Origin of the sequence: Rhodovulum adriaticum (genome assembly GCF_004345735.1) — a bacterium.
Lineage (GTDB): Bacteria > Pseudomonadota > Alphaproteobacteria > Rhodobacterales > Rhodobacteraceae > Rhodovulum > Rhodovulum adriaticum.
Genome location: NZ_SLXL01000002.1, coordinates 1 through 18,537, shown reverse-complemented (window position 1 = coordinate 18,537; position 18,537 = coordinate 1). Strand labels below are relative to the sequence as shown.

At 66.3% G+C, this 18,537-nt stretch carries 17 protein-coding genes and 1 pseudogene; 5 read left to right on the top strand and 13 right to left on the bottom strand.

Going from position 1 to position 18,537, the window contains the following annotated elements; translation table 11 throughout:
* Positions 1-91: 91 nt before the first annotated feature.
* The 3 genes from EV656_RS03490 (at position 92) to EV656_RS03480 (ending at position 5,044) form a co-directional block, all read left to right on the top strand.
* Positions 92-1,090, top strand: a complete 999-nt coding sequence (locus tag EV656_RS03490; protein ID WP_132599532.1) for a helix-turn-helix transcriptional regulator — start codon at positions 92-94, stop codon at positions 1,088-1,090.
* Between the two features lie 199 nt (positions 1,091-1,289).
* Positions 1,290-2,402, top strand: a complete 1,113-nt coding sequence (locus tag EV656_RS03485) for a metallophosphoesterase family protein (protein ID WP_132599530.1) — start codon at positions 1,290-1,292, stop codon at positions 2,400-2,402.
* Entirely contained in the window at positions 2,399-5,044 is a 2,646-nt protein-coding gene (locus EV656_RS03480) for an AAA family ATPase (RefSeq protein WP_132599528.1), read from the top strand. The genes EV656_RS03485 and EV656_RS03480 overlap by 4 nt, the downstream gene beginning before the upstream one ends.
* Positions 5,045-5,315: 271 nt before the next feature.
* Here EV656_RS03480 and EV656_RS03475 read toward each other — a convergent pair whose 3' ends face one another.
* Both EV656_RS03475 and EV656_RS03470 read right to left on the bottom strand, forming a co-directional pair.
* Positions 5,316-5,993 carry a hypothetical protein gene (locus EV656_RS03475; protein WP_132599526.1) on the bottom strand — a complete coding sequence of 226 codons (678 nt, stop codon included), beginning with the start codon at positions 5,991-5,993 and terminating at the stop codon, positions 5,316-5,318.
* A gap of 2 nt (positions 5,994-5,995) precedes the next feature.
* Positions 5,996-6,304 carry a hypothetical protein gene (locus EV656_RS03470; RefSeq protein WP_132599524.1) on the bottom strand — a complete coding sequence of 103 codons (309 nt, stop codon included), beginning with the start codon at positions 6,302-6,304 and terminating at the stop codon, positions 5,996-5,998.
* On the opposite strand from EV656_RS03470, the gene EV656_RS03465 reads away from it, so the two are divergent.
* Entirely contained in the window at positions 6,303-6,689 is a 387-nt protein-coding gene (locus tag EV656_RS03465; protein WP_132599522.1) for a hypothetical protein, read from the top strand. The two genes, EV656_RS03470 and EV656_RS03465, sit on opposite strands and share 2 nt — an antisense overlap.
* A gap of 455 nt (positions 6,690-7,144) precedes the next feature.
* Here the strand turns inward: EV656_RS03465 and EV656_RS03460 are convergent, their stop codons facing one another.
* The 6 genes and pseudogenes from EV656_RS03460 to EV656_RS03440 all read right to left on the bottom strand — a co-directional run bounded on the left by EV656_RS03460 (position 7,145) and on the right by EV656_RS03440 (position 12,848).
* Complete coding sequence (locus EV656_RS03460) at positions 7,145-7,492, bottom strand: plasmid mobilization protein (RefSeq protein WP_132599520.1); 348 nt, start codon at positions 7,490-7,492, stop codon at positions 7,145-7,147.
* A gap of 1,463 nt (positions 7,493-8,955) precedes the next feature.
* Positions 8,956-9,060, bottom strand: coding sequence for a DUF4113 domain-containing protein (locus tag EV656_RS16910; protein WP_243695681.1), 105 nt, complete (start codon positions 9,058-9,060; stop codon positions 8,956-8,958).
* 159 nt (positions 9,061-9,219) lie between these two features.
* Positions 9,220-10,232: pseudogene (locus EV656_RS03455) on the bottom strand (Y-family DNA polymerase); the annotation flags it as partial.
* Positions 10,229-10,663 (bottom strand): LexA family protein, encoded by a 435-nt coding sequence (locus EV656_RS03450; RefSeq protein ID WP_132600862.1) that lies wholly within the window; start codon positions 10,661-10,663, stop codon positions 10,229-10,231. The gene EV656_RS03450 and the pseudogene EV656_RS03455, both read right to left, overlap by 4 nt.
* Before the next feature lie 118 nt (positions 10,664-10,781).
* Positions 10,782-11,123 carry a helix-turn-helix domain-containing protein gene (locus EV656_RS16950; protein ID WP_425057165.1) on the bottom strand — a complete coding sequence of 114 codons (342 nt, stop codon included), beginning with the start codon at positions 11,121-11,123 and terminating at the stop codon, positions 10,782-10,784.
* Between the two features lie 150 nt (positions 11,124-11,273).
* Complete coding sequence (locus tag EV656_RS03440; protein ID WP_132599518.1) at positions 11,274-12,848, bottom strand: Fic family protein; 1,575 nt, start codon at positions 12,846-12,848, stop codon at positions 11,274-11,276.
* 493 nt (positions 12,849-13,341) lie between these two features.
* Between EV656_RS03440 and EV656_RS03430 the strand changes: the two genes are divergently transcribed.
* The gene (locus EV656_RS03430) at positions 13,342-13,905 is read left to right on the top strand and encodes a hypothetical protein (protein ID WP_132599516.1); all 564 of its coding nucleotides are present in this window, start codon (positions 13,342-13,344) and stop codon (positions 13,903-13,905) included.
* A 168-nt stretch (positions 13,906-14,073) separates the two neighbouring features.
* On the opposite strand, the gene EV656_RS03425 is transcribed toward EV656_RS03430, so the two are convergent.
* From EV656_RS03425 to EV656_RS03405, 5 genes are all read right to left on the bottom strand, one after another.
* A complete protein-coding gene (locus tag EV656_RS03425) occupies positions 14,074-15,120 on the bottom strand; it encodes a GSU2403 family nucleotidyltransferase fold protein (RefSeq protein ID WP_132599515.1) in 1,047 nt (348 codons plus the stop codon).
* Positions 15,121-15,292: 172 nt separating this feature from the next.
* Positions 15,293-15,628 carry a hypothetical protein gene (locus EV656_RS03420; protein ID WP_132599513.1) on the bottom strand — a complete coding sequence of 112 codons (336 nt, stop codon included), beginning with the start codon at positions 15,626-15,628 and terminating at the stop codon, positions 15,293-15,295.
* 107 nt (positions 15,629-15,735) lie between these two features.
* On the bottom strand, positions 15,736-17,061 hold the full coding sequence (locus EV656_RS03415; RefSeq protein WP_200276452.1) for a type II toxin-antitoxin system HipA family toxin: 1,326 nt from the start codon (positions 17,059-17,061) through the stop codon (positions 15,736-15,738).
* Positions 17,048-17,380: a helix-turn-helix transcriptional regulator gene (locus tag EV656_RS03410; protein WP_132599511.1), complete on the bottom strand. Its 333-nt coding sequence runs from the start codon at positions 17,378-17,380 to the stop codon at positions 17,048-17,050. Before EV656_RS03410 ends, EV656_RS03415 begins: the two co-directional genes overlap by 14 nt.
* A gap of 650 nt (positions 17,381-18,030) precedes the next feature.
* On the bottom strand, positions 18,031-18,537 hold a 507-nt coding region (locus tag EV656_RS03405; RefSeq protein ID WP_243695669.1), incomplete at its 5' end, for a thermonuclease family protein.

Below are 18,537 nucleotides of genomic sequence, written 5' to 3'. Positions count from 1 at the left end.
TCGTTACGCATGACGAGGGTTGGAATCGCATCGACAGGCCACGGGAACGGGCTTAGCCTTTGGCCACGTCAGTTCCTGTCACGGTGCCGTCATGTCCTTCGCCAAGGCTTCCGATCTGCTGCGCCTCGCCGAGATGGCCGCAGCCCGGCACCGGGGCGTCGCGCTGAGCGAGATCGAAGAGGAATTCGGCGTGGACCGGCGCACCGCGCAGCGGATGACGAAGGCGCTGGAGGATCTGTTTCCCGCGACCGAGACCAGCACCGACGAGATGCGGCGGAAATACTGGCGGCTCCGGGGCACGGATGCGCGGCTGATGCTGACGCAGGGGATCCGCGATAGCGAGCTGGCCGCGCTGGAGATGAGCATACGCCGGGCCGAGCGCGAGGGTGCCGCGACGGATGTGAAGGCCCTGAAATCCCTGCGCGACCGGCTGCTGGCCGCGATGCCCGGGCCGCATGCGCGCCGGGCCGAGGCGGATGCCGAGGCGGTGCTGGAGGCGCATGGCTTCGCCTCGCGCCCCGGGCCGCGCGTGCGCAGCGACCCGCGCCTGCTGGCCACCATCGCCGAGGCGCTGAAGGCCCCGTTCCTGTTGACGATCACCTATCTGGGCAGCCGCGACAACGGCCCGCGCGACCGCCTGATAGAGCCCTACGGCCTGCTCCTGGGCACGCGGCAATACCTGGTCGCAAGGGAACAGGGCGGCGATGGCCGGTTCCGGCATTTCCGGCTGGACCGGATGCAGGGCGCGCTGCTGATGGCACAGTCCTTTGCCCGCGATCCTGCCTTCAACCTGGAGGCCCACGCCGCCCGCGCCTTCGGCTCTTACCATGCCGCAGACGAATACGGCCCCGTCGCGTGGCGCTTCGCCCCGTCGGCCGCCCCGGTGGCGCGGGAATTCGTTTTCCACCCCGATCAGGACTTGACCGAGGAGCCGGACGGATCGCTGACCGTGCGGTTCCAGGCCTGCGGCTGGCTGGAAATGGCCTGGCACCTCTATCAATGGGGCGACGGGGTCGAGGTGCTGGAACCCGAGGCTCTGCGCGCGCTGGTGGACAGGCACCGCCGGTCGGATTTCCCGGCCTTTCCGTGAGGCAGGGGCGGTTGCGCCTGCGACCGGGCCGGTCCTGGAAGAATGACGTTACGGCGGTGCCCATGACAGGGTTTGACACCGTCAGGCTTTAGGCAAGGATCAGACTTGTTATTGGGCGAGTCGCGCATCCCGCAAACCGCCTGGGCTTGTATTGCGTTGGCCGGGTGTGTGCGGCAGGGTTTGTAAAGGAGTTCGACGCGTGTTCCGCTTCATCCACAGTTCCGACCTGCACCTGGGCAAGCCGTTCGGGCGGTTCGACGGCGACCTGCCGGCACTGTTGCGCGCGGCGCGGTACGCGGCGCTGGGGCGGCTGGCCGGGGCCGCGCGGGCCCATGGCGCGGGGGTGATCCTGCTGGCCGGCGACACGTTCGACGCGGAAACCCCGGCACCCGCCACGATCCGCCACGCGCTGCAGGCGATGGCCGAGGCCAGCGATCTGACCTGGGTGATCCTGCCGGGCAACCACGACTCGCTGGCCGCGCTGGACCTGTGGCGGCGGGTGGCCGAGGCGCAGCCGGATAATGTGCGCCTGGCCCTCGACCCCACGCCGATCGGGATCGGCCCCGCCGCGATCCTGCCCGCGCCGTGCACCGCGCGGCGGCCCGGGCGCGACCTGACCAGCGTGCTGGACCAGGCCACGCCCGAGGGGGCCCTGCGCATCGGCCTTGCCCATGGCGCGGTGACCGAGTTCAGCGAGGAGGGCGATGCCGCCCTGATCCCGCCCGACCGGGCCGCGCGCTCGGGGCTGGAGTACCTCGGGCTTGGCGACTGGCACGGGCAGATGCCGATCGGCGCGCGGAGCTGGTATTCCGGCACGCCCGAGGCCGACAGCTTCAAGCATGACGCGCCCGCCACGGCGCTGGCCGTGACGCTGGCGGGTCCGGGCGCCGCGCCAGAGGTGATGCCGGTTGCGACCGGGGATTATGCGTGGGTGACCACGCGCCCGGACCTGTTGCCCGGCGAGGATGTCGAGGCGCGGTTGGCCGGGCTGCTGCCGCCGCCCGAGGCTCGGCGCAGAACGCTGTTCCGCCTGCACCCCCAGGGGCGGCTGACCCTGGCCGAACGCACCCTGCTGGAAACCGGCGCCCGGGCGCTGCGCGAGGACTTCGCCTGGTTCGAGGCGGAGCTCGGCGGCCTTTCCATCCATCACGACGTGACGGATCTCGACGAGATCGACCGGGCCGGCGCCCTGCGCCGCGCGGCCGAGGCGCTGTGGGAAGAGGCGCAGAGCCCCGCGCTGTCGGAAGAAGATCGCGAGATCGCCGCCGCGGCGCTGGCCCGGCTCTACGCCCTGGCATCGGAGGTCGCATGAAACTCCGCGCTCTGCATCTCACCAATGTCCGCCGCTTTGCCGGGCAGACCGCCGCGCTCGACGACATCGGCGACGGGATCACGGTGTTCTCGGCCCCGAATGAAAGCGGCAAGTCCACCTTCTTCGACGCGCTGCATGCGCTGTTCTTCCAATCCCATGCAAGCCAGAACCGCGAGGTGAAATCGCTGCGCCCGCATTCCGGGGGTGCGGTCACCGTGACCGCCGAGATCGAGACCGGCGAGGGCCGGTTCCGGCTGGAAAAGACCTGGCTCTCGCGGAAATCGGCCAGGGTTACGGATTGCGCGACCGGCCGCCTGCTGGCGCAGGAGGACGAGGCCGAGGCCTGGATCGACCGGCTGATCCGGGGCGGCCTTGGCGGCCCGGCGGGGCTCTTGTGGGTGCGCCAGGGCGTGACCGCGCTGGAGCCGGACGGCACCACGACCGCCGAGAAACGCGAGCGGGAAACCGCGCTGGCCGCAAGGCGCGACCTGATGTCGACCCTGGCCGGCGAGATCGACCTGATGACCGGCGGGCGGCGGATGGACCATGTGCTGGCCGCCTGCCGGGCGGAACTGGCCGAGACCGCCACCGCGACCGGCAAGCCCAGGGCCGGCGGCCCCTGGAAACGCGCCGAGGACGAGGTGGCGCACCTGTCTGCCACCCGCGACACGCTGGCCGCCCAGGTCGCGGAACTGTCGGGGGCGCTGGAAGAGCGCCGCCGCGCCGAGGCCGAGCGCGCCCGGCTGGACGACCCCGACGAACGCGCGGCGCGGGAGGCGGCGCTGAAGGAAGCGCGCGAGGCCATGCAGGCGGCCGAGGCCCATGCCGCCCGGCTGAAGGCCGCGGAACGCGAGGTCACGATCGCCGGGCTGGAACACGCGGCCGCCGCGGCAGAGGTAAAGGACTTGCAGGGGTTGGAAGCGGCCCTGGCCGAGGCGCAGGCGGCGGTTGCAGCGGCGGCCGAGGCGGAACGTCAAGCGCAGGCGGCCCATGCCGCCCGCGGGGCCGAGGAGGCCACGGCGGCACAGGCCGTGAGCGGCGCCGAGGCCCGGGTCAAGGCGGCGCGCGCCGCCCATGGCCGGGCGCAGCGGGCCGCGCTGGCCCGGATGGCCGCTGACCGCCTGGGCGAGATGCAGGCGCGGCTGGAGAAGGCCGAGGCGCAGGGCAAGCACCTGGCCGAGGCGCGTGCGCAGGTCGAGGCCGCCCGCGTTGATGACACCACGCTGGCCACGCTGGATGATCTCAACCGCAAGCTGACCGCGGCGCAGGCCCGCCGGGATGCGCTGGCCGTGACCGTCACGCCCCGCTACTCCGGCGATCTGCGGATCACGCTGGACGGCGAGGAACTGCCCGAGGGCACGGCCCGCCCGCTGCAGGACCGCGCCCGGCTGGATCTGCCCGGATTGGGTGCGCTGGAGATCGACACCGGCGGCCGCGACACCGCCGAGGCCGCCCGCGCGGCCTGCGAGGCGGCAGAGCGCGCCTTGCGCGAGGCGCTGGAGGCGGCCGGCGTGACGACGCTGGCCGAGGCCCGCACCGCCCATACCGCCCGGCAAAAGGCCGAGGCCGCCGCCGCCCAGGCCGCGCAACTGCTGGCAAGCCTCGCCCCCGAAGGGATGGACAAGCTGCGCGAAACCGTGGCCGCCCTGACCCTGAGCGCCGGGGCCGAGCAGGAGGAAGAGGCCGGAGACCCCGACGCGCTCGCACGGCAGCTGGAGGAGGCCGAGGCCGCCGAGACCGAGGCCCGCGCCACCCTCGATGCCGCGCGCAAGGCGCTGGCCCGGGCCGACATGGGCCTGTCCGCCGCCCAGACCGCGCACGGCCAGGCGCGCGAGGCGCTTGAGTCTGCCCGCACGGCGCTAGGGACCGAGACCGAACATGCCGAGAAGACGGCGCAAGCGGCAGAGCGACTGCATCAGGCCACGGAAAAGCGGGACAGGGCAACCGCCGCCCGCGATGCGCTGGCCGCTCAGGCTCCCGACATGGACACCCTGCGCGCGGAACTGGCCCGGGCCGACGGTGCGGTAAAGGCCGCCACGGACCGGATGCGCGCCCTGTCCGAACAGGTGCACCGGCTGGACGGCCTGATCCGCGCGCGCGCCGAGGACGGGATCGAGGAACGCCTGGCCGAGATCGAGGGGCAGCTGGACACGGCCAAGGCCCGCGCTGCGCGCTACGCCCGCGAGGCCGCCGCCCTGCAAAAGCTGGAAGAGGCCCTGACCGCCGCCCGCCACGCCGCCCGCGACGCCTATTTCGAGCCGGTGAAGGCCGAGCTTCTGCCGCTGCTGTCGCTTCTGCATGACGAGGCCGATATCCGGTTGGACGACGCCACCCTCTTGCCCGTCGCGCTGACCCGTCAGGGGCAGGAAGAAGATATCGAGATCCTCTCGGGCGGCACCGCCGAACAGATCGCGATCCTGACCCGCCTGGCCTTCGCCCGGCTCTTCGCCCGCACGGGGCAAAGCGTGCCGGTGATCCTGGACGACGCGCTGATCCATTCCGACGACGACCGGATCGAGCGCATGTTCACCGCCCTTCACCGTGTCGCCGGCGACCAGCAGATCATCGTCTTCACCTGCCGCCAGAGGGCATTCTCACGCCTGGGCGGGGCAGAGGCGCGGTTCGCGATTGCAATGACGTAGAATTCCGCCCTAAGGGTCGGCTCTTTCGTAAGGCCGCGTGTCTTTTTCCAGCGGCGCGCACATGACGGTTCAGCCTGTATCCTGATCTCTGGTGTCTGCGATGCCATTCCTGCTTCGGAACAGGAATGGAGTTTCTCCGTGGAGAGTACACTTGAGTTTTTCCGGTCAGGTGGTGTTGATGTGTCCGCCGGTGGTCGGCAACGGTGTCCTTTCGGAATTCCCGGACCAAGCGCGGAGCCTGCCCGTTCAGCTCAGCCCGCCCCCACTAGCTTCACGCCACTTCCGGCCCTCCCGCGTCCGGCTCTGCCTCCGGTCCGACGCGGGCCGCATTTCGGGCCAGCCTGGCGACCAGGCGGGGCAGGGTGGTTTTCCGGTTTTCGGGGCCGAGGCAGGGCAGATCGGGAAACGCGGCCTGCAGCGCCTTGAGGCGATCGTGCCAAGAGGCTGGGTCTTGCTTCAAGGCTGTCAGGGCGCCGGGGCCAAGACCCAGGACCGGGCGCGCATTTTCCGGGATCGGATCCTCCAACCCCAGGACCGGAACACGATCGCAGGGCAGGCCCGTGGCCGCGGCCAGTTGCGCCCGCAGCTTTTCCGGCGGGTCCCGATCAAGGCTGAGAATGGCCAGCCGATCCGCGCGCGCCCGCGCCGCGCGGCGCAGCACCGCCGCCGGTCCGGACAGCAGCATGCCCGGCGCGGGCGGGTGGAACGGGTCGGGCGGGGCCGGCAGGTGGTCCGAGCGCGCGCAATAGGCCTGCGCGAACACCTGCGCCGTGCCCGACGTCCCGTTCCGGGAAGGACGGCCCAGGAGGATGCGATCGGGCGCGGCCTGTGCCGCGCTGCCATCCGCGAAGGCGAGATCGATCCGGCGCGCCGATGCGTGGATGCGCTGGCGGAACCGATCCGCGGTGCATCGGGCCGTCGCCAGGACCTGGCCGATCCAGGCGCCCAAGCTCAGTCGATCTCCGCTGGCCCTTCCAGCAGTGCGCGCAGAGCGGCCATGTCTTCCGGAACGGGGGCCAGCGCGTCCAGCTTGTCTTGCACCGCCTGGAGCGCGTGGGCCTGCCGCTCCTGCATGTCCCGCATCTCCAGGATCGTCTTGATCAGCCGGGCCGCGGCGGAGCCCTCGGTCGTTTCCGGGTTCTGCAACAGGTCCAGCAAGGGGTGCAGGGCCTGCACGTCCTTGCGCGTGTCTTCCAGCGTGCTCATCAGCACCTTGTCCGGGGCCGGTAAGTCCAGAGGTGTCAGGTGGGGCTGGGTCATGGGATGTCTCCTGTGTCACGGGAAAAGCTGCCTGTTCGGGTTGTCCGGACAGGGTGTGCAGCATGAGGCCGGCGGCCAGCACCGGGTCCGCCCGGCGCAGGGCCGCGGCATGGGCGAAGCGGGCGCGCATGCGGGCCGGTTCGAAATCATGGCCCAGGGCGGAGAGGCGCAAGGACAGCGTGCCCGCGTGTCGGCAGACAAGGCTAGGGGTGCCATGGCCGGTGGTCTCGACCTCGACCCGGATCGGGCTGTCGGCCGCCTCCAGCGCGGCGTTCAGCCCGGGCAGGTCCGTGGGTCGTCCCGCGAAGGCCGCGTTCAGGTCCCGGGCCAGGGGCGGGGCATCGACATGCGCGAAGAGGCGCCGCTTGGGCACATGCCCGGATAGGCGGAGCGGCCGCCCACGGCTGTAATAGGGCTCTTCAAGGCCCAGCTGCCGGGTCAGCCTCCGGTGGGTCGCATCGGTATGGGCGGGGCTGGTGATGGGGCGCAGGGGAAAGCCGAGGAAGGTTCTCAACGCGGCGAAGCCATGGGCGTGATCGCAGGCCGAATCGGTGTGGCGCACGAGGATCCAGGGCGCCATGTCCGGCGGCAGCCCGTGCCGGCCGAGCACGAAGCGGAATACGGCCAGCCATTGGGGCCGGGAGAGCCAGAGCCCCTCCGGCGCCGACAGGGTGACGTGAACGAAACCGTCCCGGTCGGGATCGACATAGCGCTGGAACAACCGGCGCGCCCGGGTCGGGTTGGACACGGGCACCGTGCCGCCCAGCAACTGATGGCCGGGCCGCATGTCGTAACTTGCCAGGCATTCGGCCGTCCGGTGAAATTGCAGGTGCGGCCGCATCAGCCCCGCTCCGATCCCGCCGGCAGATGGGCCTGGAACAGCTGTTCGGCGGTATCCAGCAACCGCTCGATCCGGTCGCGGGGGATCGGGCTGTCCGTGCCTTGGGCGTAGAGCAGGAGCGCGTTCAGCAACTCGCCGACCCGGGCGATATCGCGGGCGAGCCGCATGTCGTGCGCCACCTGCGCGGACAAGGCGCAGGCACGAATGAATTCCGCAAGCTGGGCGTAGCCGTGGTCTTGCGCCCGGCGCTTCAGTTCTGACTTCTCCGCCGGTGTCAGGCGGATTTTTTGTTCTTCCGAACGCTTGGTGGTGTTCGAGGTTGCTACGGGTTCGGTCATGGTGCGCATGGTCAGGTCTCTTTGTTTTAGCCGGCCGGCCTTCGCCCGGGGGGGCATGGGAAAATTATGACATCGCCGCGAAAATCCCGAGCGAGGCGGGGTCGAAAAGCGGCGGGGACGTACAGATTTCTGTGGAAAACGCGGCCGGTAGGAGCAGGAATCGGCCATGCCGGGCATGTCCTCGGCGGGCGCTCCCCGACGTCGCGCCCCTGCGACCTCCCGAAAAAACGGACCGGCCGGCCGGGTCGAAAAATGTCCAACACAGGTCTCAGCGGGCCCGCGTATTAGGTGCTGACGCGGGAGCGACCGGCTCTGACGCGGGAGCGACCGGCTCCGCGTCAGCACAGACAGGTCAAGTCGCGTTGCTTGGCAGTACCAGCTGCGTTCCAGGGGACGGGAAGCATGGCTTGCGCATTCAGGAGGACGCCGACATCGCCCCCACGGCAGGACATCGGCCGATGGCAGCCGTCCTCGGGCCTGCGGGCGGACAAAATCCGGTGGATCGGACCTTACGCACATTCGTCAGAGGGGGCGCCGTAACTCGCGATGGCCCTGTTCCTCGGTGAAATCCGCGCCTTTGGGGTCGCCCGGAGAGCGGCCTGGCGGCCCGGAAATGTCCGCTTTGCAGCATTCATACCCGCCCTTCACCCCCCAAATGCCCCGGAAAGGTGTAACGCATTGATAAGAAATAGTGATCCGGTTATGAAAGCTGCAAATCAGACCATTGAAGCGCGCTTCGCTGCCTTTCTGAGCGGTGAATGGTGTAACGCGAATTCAAAATGTAAAGCAATAACAATATTATAACAAGAATTGTTAATGTTACACATTAGGTTGCGGCTCTAAGTGCCTGACCTTCATCTCTTCTAAGCTATCTATCTATCTATGTAACTAAATATAGATATATAAATACATATACATACACACACGCACGCACACACGCACGCACGCACACGCACGCATGCACGCACACGCACGCACGCACACGCACGCACGCACATGCGTCTGTGAAAGATATATATCTCCGGGTAACGAGTTACACCACACTAAGTCATTGATAATAAATGATTGTGATGTATCACGATCTTGGATTCGCGGGGAATAAGTGCTAAGATACTGAGAATAAACAGAAAAAAGTGTAACCGCCTTTTGAGGTCAAGCATCGAAATCTCTAAGCTATTGAAAATATTCGGAATATGCCTGGCTTATCGGGGGAGCCTGGCGCAGGGAGGGGCGGCCCGCCGCCGCGCGCGGCCGGGCTGGCCTGCCCCGCCATCTGCGGGTCGGCTTGGGGGCTGCCTCTCAGAGCCGCGGAGCGGGCCGCTGAGGGGGCAGGTCGCTTTTTCGGCCACCCTCCATAGGGTGGCGAAGAATTGCGCTCCAGGGCGCCTCTCAGGGCCTCTACGGCGATTTCGGGTTTATCTCGGAAACCGGTCGCGCCGGTCGCTGAAGCCGATCGAGCGAGGCCAACCCCCTCACCGCACCACCGGCAGGTCAGAGATCCGCGTGGTGTATCGCGGGCTGCGATACTCCGCCCGCATCGCCCAGCCCCGCCCCAGCCCTTCGGATCCAAGGACCATGGTCTTCTTGCCGAACCGGGCATTGACCGCATCGAGCGCCTGCATCACCGCGCGGGAGCGCGCCTCGCGCCCGTCCTCCGCATCGAGCAGGCTGCGCGGCCGGTCCGCCTCGGCCACCAGCTCGTCCAGCAGAACGCCCGACTTCGCGAAGGCGTAGGGGCCTCCCCGTTGCGGCCAGGACGCATCCACGCAGGCCCGTGCGGCGCGCACGAGGTCCCTGGCGTCCGAGGTCATCGGGGTGAGCTTGACGGTCCGGGATGCCGTATGCTGCGGCTTGCCGGTGCTGAACCGGCTGGTGTGGTAGAACACGGTCATGGTTCCCGCGACCAGCCCGTGCTGGCGCAGCTTCTCCGCCGCCCGGGTTGCGTGGGCGGCCAGCGCGCTCATCAGCGTCTCCCGGTCGCGCATCGGCGCCCCGGCCGACCGGGTGACGGCCATCCCCTTGCGCGGGGGTGGTGCGGTCTCGAGCGACAGGCAGGGCTCCCCCTGCAATTCCCGGACAGTCCGTTCGAGGACGACGGAGCCGAGGGAGCGGGCCTGCCGGGCCGGCATGTCGCGCAGATCGGCCGCGGTATGGATCCCGAGCGGCGCCAGCCTGGCGCATGTCCGCTTTCCCACGCCCCAGACATCTCCGACCGGAATGCGCGGCAAGAGCCAGTCCGTCACGGATCGGTCCGCGAGATCCAGCACGCCCTTGAAGATCGGGTTGCGCTTGGCAGCCTCGTTGGCGCATTTGGCCAGGGTCTTGGTCGGGCCGATCCCCACGCGGACGGGGATCCCGACCTGGAGCTGGACCTGCTTGCGCATGGCCTGGGCATGCGCCTCCCGGTCCCGGAAGCCGTCGAAATCCAGGAAGCTTTCGTCGATCGAATAGACCTCCACCCTCGGCGAGAAGGTCTCGTAGACCTCGACCACCCGGCGCGAGATGTCCCCGTACAAGGTGTAGTTGGAGGAAAAGACCCGGACCCCGTGCGCCTCCACCTTGTCCCGGATCAGGTGCAGCGGCGCCCCATCCCGATCCCGAGCGCCTTGGCCTCGTCGGAGCGGGCGACGGCGCAGCCGTCATTGTTGGACAGCACGATGACGGGGACAGTCTTCAGGCTGGGATCGAAGATCCGCTCCGCGCTCACGTAGAAGTTCGCGCTGTCCGAGATCGCGATCGCGCGGGTCATTCGACCGGGTAGCGCCGCACCACGCCGGCGATGACGCCCCAGATCTCGCTTTCCTCGGTGAGCGGGATGTCCGGGTAAGCCTCCCGGCTGTTCGCCGGGGCCAGGTAGAACCGTCCCTCCCGCTTGCGCAGGATCTTGGCGGTCACGGCGCCCTCGACGACGGCCAGGACCGCCCTGCCGATCCGCCGCTTCCCGGCCCGGTCCACCGCGATCAGGTCCCCGTCCCGGATCCCCGCGTCCCACAGGCAGTCCCCTTCCACCCGCCACCAGAAGGTGGAGGTCGGGTGGCGCAGGATCCACGCGATCGGATCGATTTCGTCCTCGAGATCATCGGCCGCGGGAGAGGGAAATCCCGCGCTTGCGCGCGGAAGCGCGAGCGGCTGAGACGAGCCGGAGATGCGAACGGGCTTGTCGATCGGATGAAGCGGCATGGGGTTGGTGTTCACGCTATGTTCTGTCGAAGAACACTAGCAGATCCGACGGCAAATCCAAGGGGCCAGGGGTATGAGGCGATGTGATCTGCGGGGGTCCGCAGCGGGGCCCTGATCGTCAAGGCATCGCACCGGCGGGCGCGCCATCACCAGCCCTCTGGTTCGGCGCTCTCTGACCGAGGGGGCCGGCAGGTGTTCTCCGCGTGGACGCCGGACGGGAGCGGGCGATACGCTTGGGGACCGCATCCTCCGCAGTTAGGAGACCTACATCGTCCGTCGCTCGGTCGACCAAGCCCTCGAGGCGGTCCATAAGCCCCAACGCGTGCAGGGCCATCGCGAAAGTGTTGAGTGAGACGCCAGGATCGCCCTGCTCTAGCCGCCGCAGGGTGCTGCGATCGACACCCATGCGCTCGGCCATGTCGATCGTCGACAGAGACCTGACGCGTCGGGCCAGCGCCATATCGCGACCGAGCTTTATCGTCGCCCGGTGCACCCGAGGGTGCACGGCGCTTCCTTTCGTGACCTTCGGCGCTGTTTTTGTCATGGTGTCCACATGTCCCATTATTGGATATAATGGCGTATCTGCGCTTCATTCATGCCGTGCCCCAATTCAGGGCCTGTATTCGGCGCTGTCATCTGAAGGTGGTGAGAAGACCTCCCGCACCAGACTGACAAGGGAGGACACCTCCTCATCGGTCATCTGCTGGAAGATCTTGTTGCGCTTGGCCTTGGACATCTCGCCGCCGTTATTCATGACCACGCTGGCGAACAGGTCCAGCTGCCGCTCCGGCATATCGATCACCTCACGCGCCGCGGCGATGTATGCGTCCCGCCTGCGGACCTCGTCGATCTCGCTCGGGATCGTGTGGTTCAGGATCCGCTCAACGCACCCCTTCAGGAAAAGCGCCTGTTCGGTCGCGTCAAAATAACGATACAGGTCAGCGGTGTCATTGAGCACCTCGACATTCCCGTTCCTGGTGGGGCGCCAATCCATGAGCGGCATGAGCGGCTGATCATGTTGCGCCAGGACGTCCCGATAGCCCTGAATGTCCTCCCAGATCGCCTTCGCGACGGGGACCGTCAGTCCGCCGGGCCGGACACCTCGGCGAGCCAGTACGTGCTGCATGAGGTAGCGATGTGTCCGACCGTTCCCGTCCTCAAACGGGTGGATGAAGACCCACCCGAAACTCACCGCTGCCGCGTGCGAGACCGGGTCGACCTCGGACCCCTCAAGACGCTCGTCCGCGCGGATCAGGGCGTTGATCAGGTCGGGCAGGTCCTCAGGCCTCGCGCCGATCCAGAATGGGGAGGGCATGTTATCAACGCGGTCCCCCAGGAAGACGCCGTCACGCCGGAGCCCCGGAACGATAAACCGGTTTGATCGGAGGAGATCCCTCTGAACCCCGATCATCCGGTCCAGGGATAGCGGGGCCTCCCCGGCCCTTGAGATGTGATCGCTCCAACGCTGGATATCCACGTTGGACGGGTTTTCGCCCTCGATCAGGAAGGAGGATCGGGAATCTTTCAGGAGGAGTCGGCGAACCAGCCGACGCCCAAGCTCTCGGTCCGCGCCCGCGAGGTGCGCGCCCAGGATCCTCTCCGACATCTCGGATAGGGGGGTCTCAAACGCGGCCCTCCGCTCAATCAGGGGGCAGAAGCCGGCGTTCCCCGGCAGGTTGTCCCTCACCCGGTGGCGCGGGGAGTTGACCGGAAGACCCGTCTGCCAGAAGTCCGGATCGATGGCGTCAACGTAGGCCCCGTTGTTCGCAGAGGGGAGGTCAAGACGGCGTCCCGTGAGGAACTCGTAAAGGAACCACGCACGCCTGCGCGGCCCGCTCGTCGGCGCCGCACGCACATGATCGGCCATGATCGGCTCCGGCACGGCAAGGAAGATCCGCTTGAGAGCGAGTAGGTCCAGCCGCTCGTGCTTCAGGGCGAAGGTGAGGTGATCGGAGAACGTATCGGGGACGGCGATGTGGCTCCCGTATTGCGCGAACCCGTCCCTACAGATACGTGATTCCCCAACCGGCACCTTGATCCGACGATCCAGAACCACCGCCGGCGTCTCCGGGGGGCGCGCCTCCGCGTCAACCCCTTCGATCAGAGCGGCGTAACCAACAAGGGTGGAGCCGGTAGGTTGTGGGCGACCGTGTTGAACGCTGCGGCGTATACGATCAAGCCTCATAATCAGCTCCCTTGGCGTATAAACGATAATATTTGTGTAGAAGTTCAAAAAAATCAATGCATCGGTGTAAAAATAGTTATTTTGCTCGCACTGAGGCCCGCTTGCCTGCCTAAAGGCTGGGGGTGGGGCGCGTGAAGCAGGGGGACGGCCCCGTCAGGTGCGCCGATCTGGAGCGATGTTCTTGTCGATCTTATAACTTGTCGGTTGACAATTTAAAGGGGGGTATCTTCAGTACCAAGGAACAAGCACACGTCGAAGGAAATCGAGGCTGTCGCTCAAGAGCTGGAAGCTCTCGGATGGGATCTGATTGAAGGCAAGGGGCACGTATGGGGAATTCTCCGCTGTCCTGCCAACGATAAGGAGTGCCGCTGCGGCACGTTCTGCAACATGTCGGTGTGGTCCACACCCAAGAACCCGCAGCAGCACGCGAAGAAGGTTAGGCAGAAGGCCCTGTCCTGCGTGAGGCTTGGGAAAAAAGACGAAGGAAAAGCCGATGACTGAAGAATTCGAATTCGAACTGGTCTTCGCGCTTCCCGAAGGAGAGCACGACGCATTTGCCCTGTCCGACGCCGTCTTCGAGGCTGGCTTTGAAGATGCCCTTGTGGGCACGGGCCAGGCTGGCCTGGTCGGCGTGGAGCTGGAGGTTGAAGGGGACGACGCAGAGGTCGTGATCCTCGATGCTGCGCGGGCACTGATCAAGGCGCTGCCGCAAGGCACTGTCCTGCGCGAGGTTCGCCCTGACCTGGTCAGCTTGGCCGACGTGGCGGAGAAGCTGGAGGTCAAGCGTCAGGCCCTTCAACAGCGCAAGATGCCACTGCCGGTCTCTGGTGGGCTCTACCGCATCGATGAGATGGCCGCCGCCGTGATGGAGGCCTCGAAGCCGAAAAAGGGCCAGAGGCGCGCGAGGATGAACATTGCTGCAGCGTTGAAGTGGTTCCGGGCTGGAATAGCCGCACGAAAGGTGAATGCACAGCTGACGATGTCCGAGATTGATCCAGCGACAATTGAACGATCGCCGCGGTCGGAGAGGGAAGAGTCCGTCTTCCTGCATTCATGAGAAAAGGCCGGCCCCTGGGGTCGGCCTTCTTCATTCTTGAGAGAGCGCCCGGACGCGGTGGCTTGGAGACAATTGTTGGTTCTTGCCTATAAGCCCGCGTTATTCATCGGCGCCCTGATTTTGTCGCCTGGGCCTGGGGCTGAACGCCTTTTACCATGCGCCTGCAAGTCACCAGTCCGGCTTGCCCGTCACCTGTGCGGATTTTCCGCCCAGGGCCGCTTCGATGAGCGGCCGAAGCGCTCCCGGCAGCATCCGAGCGAACTCCTCATCCAGGGAAAGCTGCGGCAGTTTCTCGCTTACGAGATCGAGCACGATACGGGCTTGCTGTCTGTCGCGGATCTTCTTTTGCGGGTCCCGATCCGGGCGTTCGGCCAGCCATAGCTTGTGAGCAGCCCAGAAACGGGGGTCGGCGGCACGCATCGGCGCCGGAAAGCCACGCTCATCGATCACCACCGTTTCGATCGGCGGTGCATTGATCAACCATTGCAGACTGTTGATGGGAACTGGCTCGATATCGCCCTCCACAAGGGGGCCCTCCCCGGGCATCGCGCGATGGGAGGGCCGCGGTTCGGGTCGAATGAATTCGACCATGTAGCCCGCATCATTGACCAGCCGGAAATCCCGCGGCCCGCGCGGCTGAAAGCTTTTGTCCACCTCACGATGGATCAGACCCGTGAAGCCTCGGTGTTGACGATCCTCGGTGAGGATCTTCAACCGGTTTCGATCATCCACCAGCAGGTCGATATCCCCGGTTGCCGTGCTCGCCGCGTTGAACATCACGCCGGCCATGGCCTCGTAGGCATAAAGGGCGTTGGTGCCGACCACTCGGATTGCGGCGGCCGGAGCGGACAGCCGGATGGCGCGCAAGATGCGGGCCGCCGGTACCGGCAGACGTCCGAGTCCCAGGGTACGCAGGATCGCGGCCTGCCGGTTCATCTCCTCTCCGAGCCGGGCAAGCCTGTCCGCGTTTTTCGCTCTTCCACCATGAAAGGCATCACGGATCCGTTCGGTTTCCGGGGATCGGGGTCCAAGCGATTTTACGACACCCTTCTTCCGGCTGTAGAGATACTGTCGTCCATTCCGCTCCTCCCAGTCCAGAAAGCCGGTGAAGCTGTGGCGGCGTTGCGTTTCAGTCTCGAGCCAGGTCTCGTAGATCTGCGCCATGTCTATGCGTTCCCGCGCCGAACGTGCATCCAGGTCATTGAAAACCATCATTTTGGTAATCTCTTGCGCCTGTTTGCTTCATACTTTACCAAATACCGTCTTATCAATGATTTGCAAGGTATTTGTCCCCTCTGGGGCCCAGGCTGATCTCGCCTGCCTCGGTCGAGAATTCGATCAACGATGACCGATATGGAGGTGCACCACGGGAGGTATTCTTGAGGGATCATGCGTCGATCGCCGGGATATCCGGCGGGTCCGGGACAACCGGCTCCCTCGTCGAGAAGAGGTTCGGAAACAGGCTTTCCCGGTAATCGAGCGGGAACCCGACCCGGACCGGTCCTTTCGGGGTGTCGGAGCGAAGGAACCCCGCCTTCAGGAGGAGGGCCAGGTCGTTTCGCGCCGCCCGGTCGCGCACGCCGGCCACGAAGGGGGCGTCTCCGCGGGTCATCTCCCCGTGCCGGAGCGTGTGGGCGATCAGTCGGGGCAGCCGGTCGCGTCCGGGGTAGAGCCGTCCCAACAGGTCCGCGTAGCGCTCTTCCAGGCCCTTGAGGTCGAGCATCACCTGTCTTTCAGCTTGACGGCTGGAAGTTCCAGGAAAGCAAGTCTTCCATGTGGCTTTGGGGGGCCGGCGGCGATAGATTCGAGGGTCGATTCCAGATATCCCTGCTATGCGCTCAGGCCAATGATGCGCGCCCTTGCCTCTTCCAAACACGCCTTCAGCGCCTCATGCCGCCCAAGGCCCCGCGTGCAATAGGGGTTCAGAAACTGCCGCCCGGCAAAGAGCCTGGCGTCGACGGGGCTCAGCGCCGCCTCCTCGCACAAGGCTGCCCAGTTTTCAGAAATGGTCTCGATCTGGCCTGTGATGATTGCGACAGCCTCGTCTTCGCTCAGGTGAAAATCGGCCGCCGCCGTCAGGCAGGCGGCGAGGGTGCTCATCCGCGTCTCGCCCTTGATCAGCATCGCCTGGGTCGCCTCGTTGCCTGCGCGGCCCTGGGGGCAGATGTCATAGGCGGGCGTCAGCGTCAGCATCCTGCCGTCCCAGAAGGCAGCATGGTTGCGCGCGTGATCGTCGGTGTTCCCGCAGAGCACGTTGAAACAGATCCGCCCGTAAAGCTCGCGCAGCGTTTCCTTCGGATCGGTGAAGCGGTGGCGGATCAACTCGGCCAGGTCCTCGTAGGAGGCATAACGCGCTTCCATCTCGCCCAGACCCAGAATGGTCAGCGCAGAGACCATGGCGCGGCGGTGCCATCCGGCCCCCTCCTTGATCCGGTCGAAACGTTCGATCAGCAGCACGTCCTTGCCTGCCGTCTCGAAGATCGCGACCGGCGCCACATCCAGGCCGGACAGCGCCGCCAGTCGCATGGCCATGAACTCCGCCTTCACGACGCTGTAGACGTCCTTGCTGGAAGAGAATTTAGCGATCAGCTTGCGGTCATCATCGTCGATCAGGGCCTTGGGGCGCGCGCCGCCGATCGAGGTGCCATGATGGATCGCCTGGTCCAGCACCGGCGTCAGGGGCAGGCCCTTTTCGACGCGGTCCGCGGCCTCAATCAGCTCCTGATAGCTCGCCTGTGTCGACAGGCGCGGGACATATTCGTTTGCCGAGTATTGGAAATCCAGCGCGCCGATCCTGTCGGAGCCGGATTCGAGCAGGTAGGTAAGTTCGTTCAACTCGCCCACGCCTTGATCCGCCGCCTTTGGGCCGACGAGACGGTTGATGATCACGCGGCGGCCCCAGGCATCCGGCGATCCGTCGCGCAGGCAACTGGCCATTTCCATGTTCGGCGGCGGATCGATCCGGCCGCGCTGAAGGGGTAGCTCGGGTGTGTAAAGGGGGATGGCGTTCGCCCGGTCCAGATAGCTGGCACCATAGTTGAAGGCGTAACGGCCGCCCTCCGACGTGATGCGACCGGCCACGACCGCCTCGGTTTGGCCCGGCAACCAGACCCAGACGAAGGCGCTGTCGGGCGTCCTGCGGTCAGAAGTCATCATCGACCTCCGTACGGGAAGGGCGGACGCTCTTGGGCAGAAGGGTCAGCTTTTCGGCAAGCCGGCCGTTTTCCGTGCGCAGAGCCGTGTCGCCCTGGTCGAACAGGCGCACACCTGCCAATGCCGCGGCTTCGAACACAGTGCCGATCTCGGGCCCCGGCGCGCCCTTCTCGATGTTGTGGAGCGTCGTGCGGCTGATGCCGACGCGGTCGGCCAGATCCTGTGCCGTCATCCCGCGCTCAATGCGGCCGATCCGGATCAACTTGCCGAGAACCGACAGGGCTTCACGCGTCTGGCGCGCGTAACTTCTTTTGCGCTTCATGCCGGTCTCCAGACAGGTTGCTCATGTTCAATTTGATGAACGTTAGTGCGGCTCGTGTCCTTTTAATTGAACAACGTTGGCGCAACTTGATGCCATTGTCAAGGTTTGCGTTCGGTTAAATGAACGTCAGAAGTCCTTGTGTGCACTTAAATGTACGACACCACTCCATTGAACGTAAACACCTATGCTCTCCTCGATCCCGCAGGGCTCCATGCGTGCCGGTGTTTCCATGTGTGCCGTGCCGATCCTGAAACTTGATGTTTTTCCTTCTATACATGGGCTTGGTGGGAAAATGAAGGAGGGAGTGCCGATGTGGCGTGCCGGTCTTCCAGGCGTGATATGGCCGAGACGGAGGTCTTGCTCGCCGTCTCGGGGCTTGCCGGGAACAGGCATCCGGCGGTCCATCGCGCAGGCGCGTCACGTGTCAGGAGCAAGCACAATCAATGGGCCCGAACCGCCGCATACGGAGCTGATGGCTCCTATGTTAGGAGCAACGCTCCAAATGTTAGGAGCAGCTCCTCAATTTAGAGCGAAAGAGATGACACCGCCGATGCCATGCGCTGTTCGCAAGCGGTTGCTGACAGGCACGCGGTCTCAGCAACCGCTTACGGCCCCCCTTCGGCAAATTCCATGGCCGGTTTGCGCCGGTCCTACCGGCAGTAACCGGCGCGCGGCAGCCGCGCCCGCGCGGCCCGCGTCTCGAGCTTGCGATAACGTCCCCCGGAATAGCGCGGGCAATCCAGCGCCTGGCCATTGGCAATCGCGATCGCGCCGATATCCTGGCCATCGAGGTAGCAGACCCCGACCCAGCGATCGTAGGTCCGCTCGCCATTGAGCCGGCAGGCGACATGCTTGCCGCCCACCAGGCGCCCCATGAAGCTCCGGGCCTCCCGGCCGGCGCGGGTGGAGGTTTCCGGCCCGTCCACGCCGTTCAGCCGGACGGGCGTGCCGGCCACGACGATCGTGTCGACATCGCGCACGACGGTGACACGCCCCTCGATGACGCGCTCGGCGGCTGCGGGCCCGGCGAGGAGCCCCGCAAGCAGGGCGCCGGCCAGGCACGGGCGCAGAATTCCGGAAAACGATTTCCGCGACATCGCCATATGCTCCCGCTTACCCGCGCCCGATATCGTTGAGGATCGAGTGCCCCCGCTCGG

Coding starts and splice junctions, on each gene's coding strand:
- EV656_RS03490 (WP_132599532.1), top strand. CDS start 92: ATGTCCTTCGCCAAGGCTTCCGATCTGCTGCGCCTCGCCGAGATGGCC.
- EV656_RS03480 (WP_132599528.1), top strand. CDS start 2,399: ATGAAACTCCGCGCTCTGCATCTCACCAATGTCCGCCGCTTTGCCGGG.
- EV656_RS03465 (WP_132599522.1), top strand. CDS start 6,303: ATGGGATGTCTCCTGTGTCACGGGAAAAGCTGCCTGTTCGGGTTGTCC.
- EV656_RS03470 (WP_132599524.1), bottom strand. CDS start 6,304: ATGACCCAGCCCCACCTGACACCTCTGGACTTACCGGCCCCGGACAAG.
- EV656_RS03460 (WP_132599520.1), bottom strand. CDS start 7,492: ATGCGCACCATGACCGAACCCGTAGCAACCTCGAACACCACCAAGCGT.
- EV656_RS16910 (WP_243695681.1), bottom strand. CDS start 9,060: ATGGTCCTTGGATCCGAAGGGCTGGGGCGGGGCTGGGCGATGCGGGCG.
- EV656_RS03450 (WP_132600862.1), bottom strand. CDS start 10,663: ATGCCGCTTCATCCGATCGACAAGCCCGTTCGCATCTCCGGCTCGTCT.
- EV656_RS16950 (WP_425057165.1), bottom strand. CDS start 11,123: ATGGCGCTGGCCCGACGCGTCAGGTCTCTGTCGACGATCGACATGGCC.
- EV656_RS03440 (WP_132599518.1), bottom strand. CDS start 12,848: ATGAGGCTTGATCGTATACGCCGCAGCGTTCAACACGGTCGCCCACAA.
- EV656_RS03430 (WP_132599516.1), top strand. CDS start 13,342: ATGACTGAAGAATTCGAATTCGAACTGGTCTTCGCGCTTCCCGAAGGA.
- EV656_RS03425 (WP_132599515.1), bottom strand. CDS start 15,120: ATGATGGTTTTCAATGACCTGGATGCACGTTCGGCGCGGGAACGCATA.
- EV656_RS03420 (WP_132599513.1), bottom strand. CDS start 15,628: ATGCTCGACCTCAAGGGCCTGGAAGAGCGCTACGCGGACCTGTTGGGA.
- EV656_RS03415 (WP_200276452.1), bottom strand. CDS start 17,061: ATGATGACTTCTGACCGCAGGACGCCCGACAGCGCCTTCGTCTGGGTC.
- EV656_RS03410 (WP_132599511.1), bottom strand. CDS start 17,380: ATGAAGCGCAAAAGAAGTTACGCGCGCCAGACGCGTGAAGCCCTGTCG.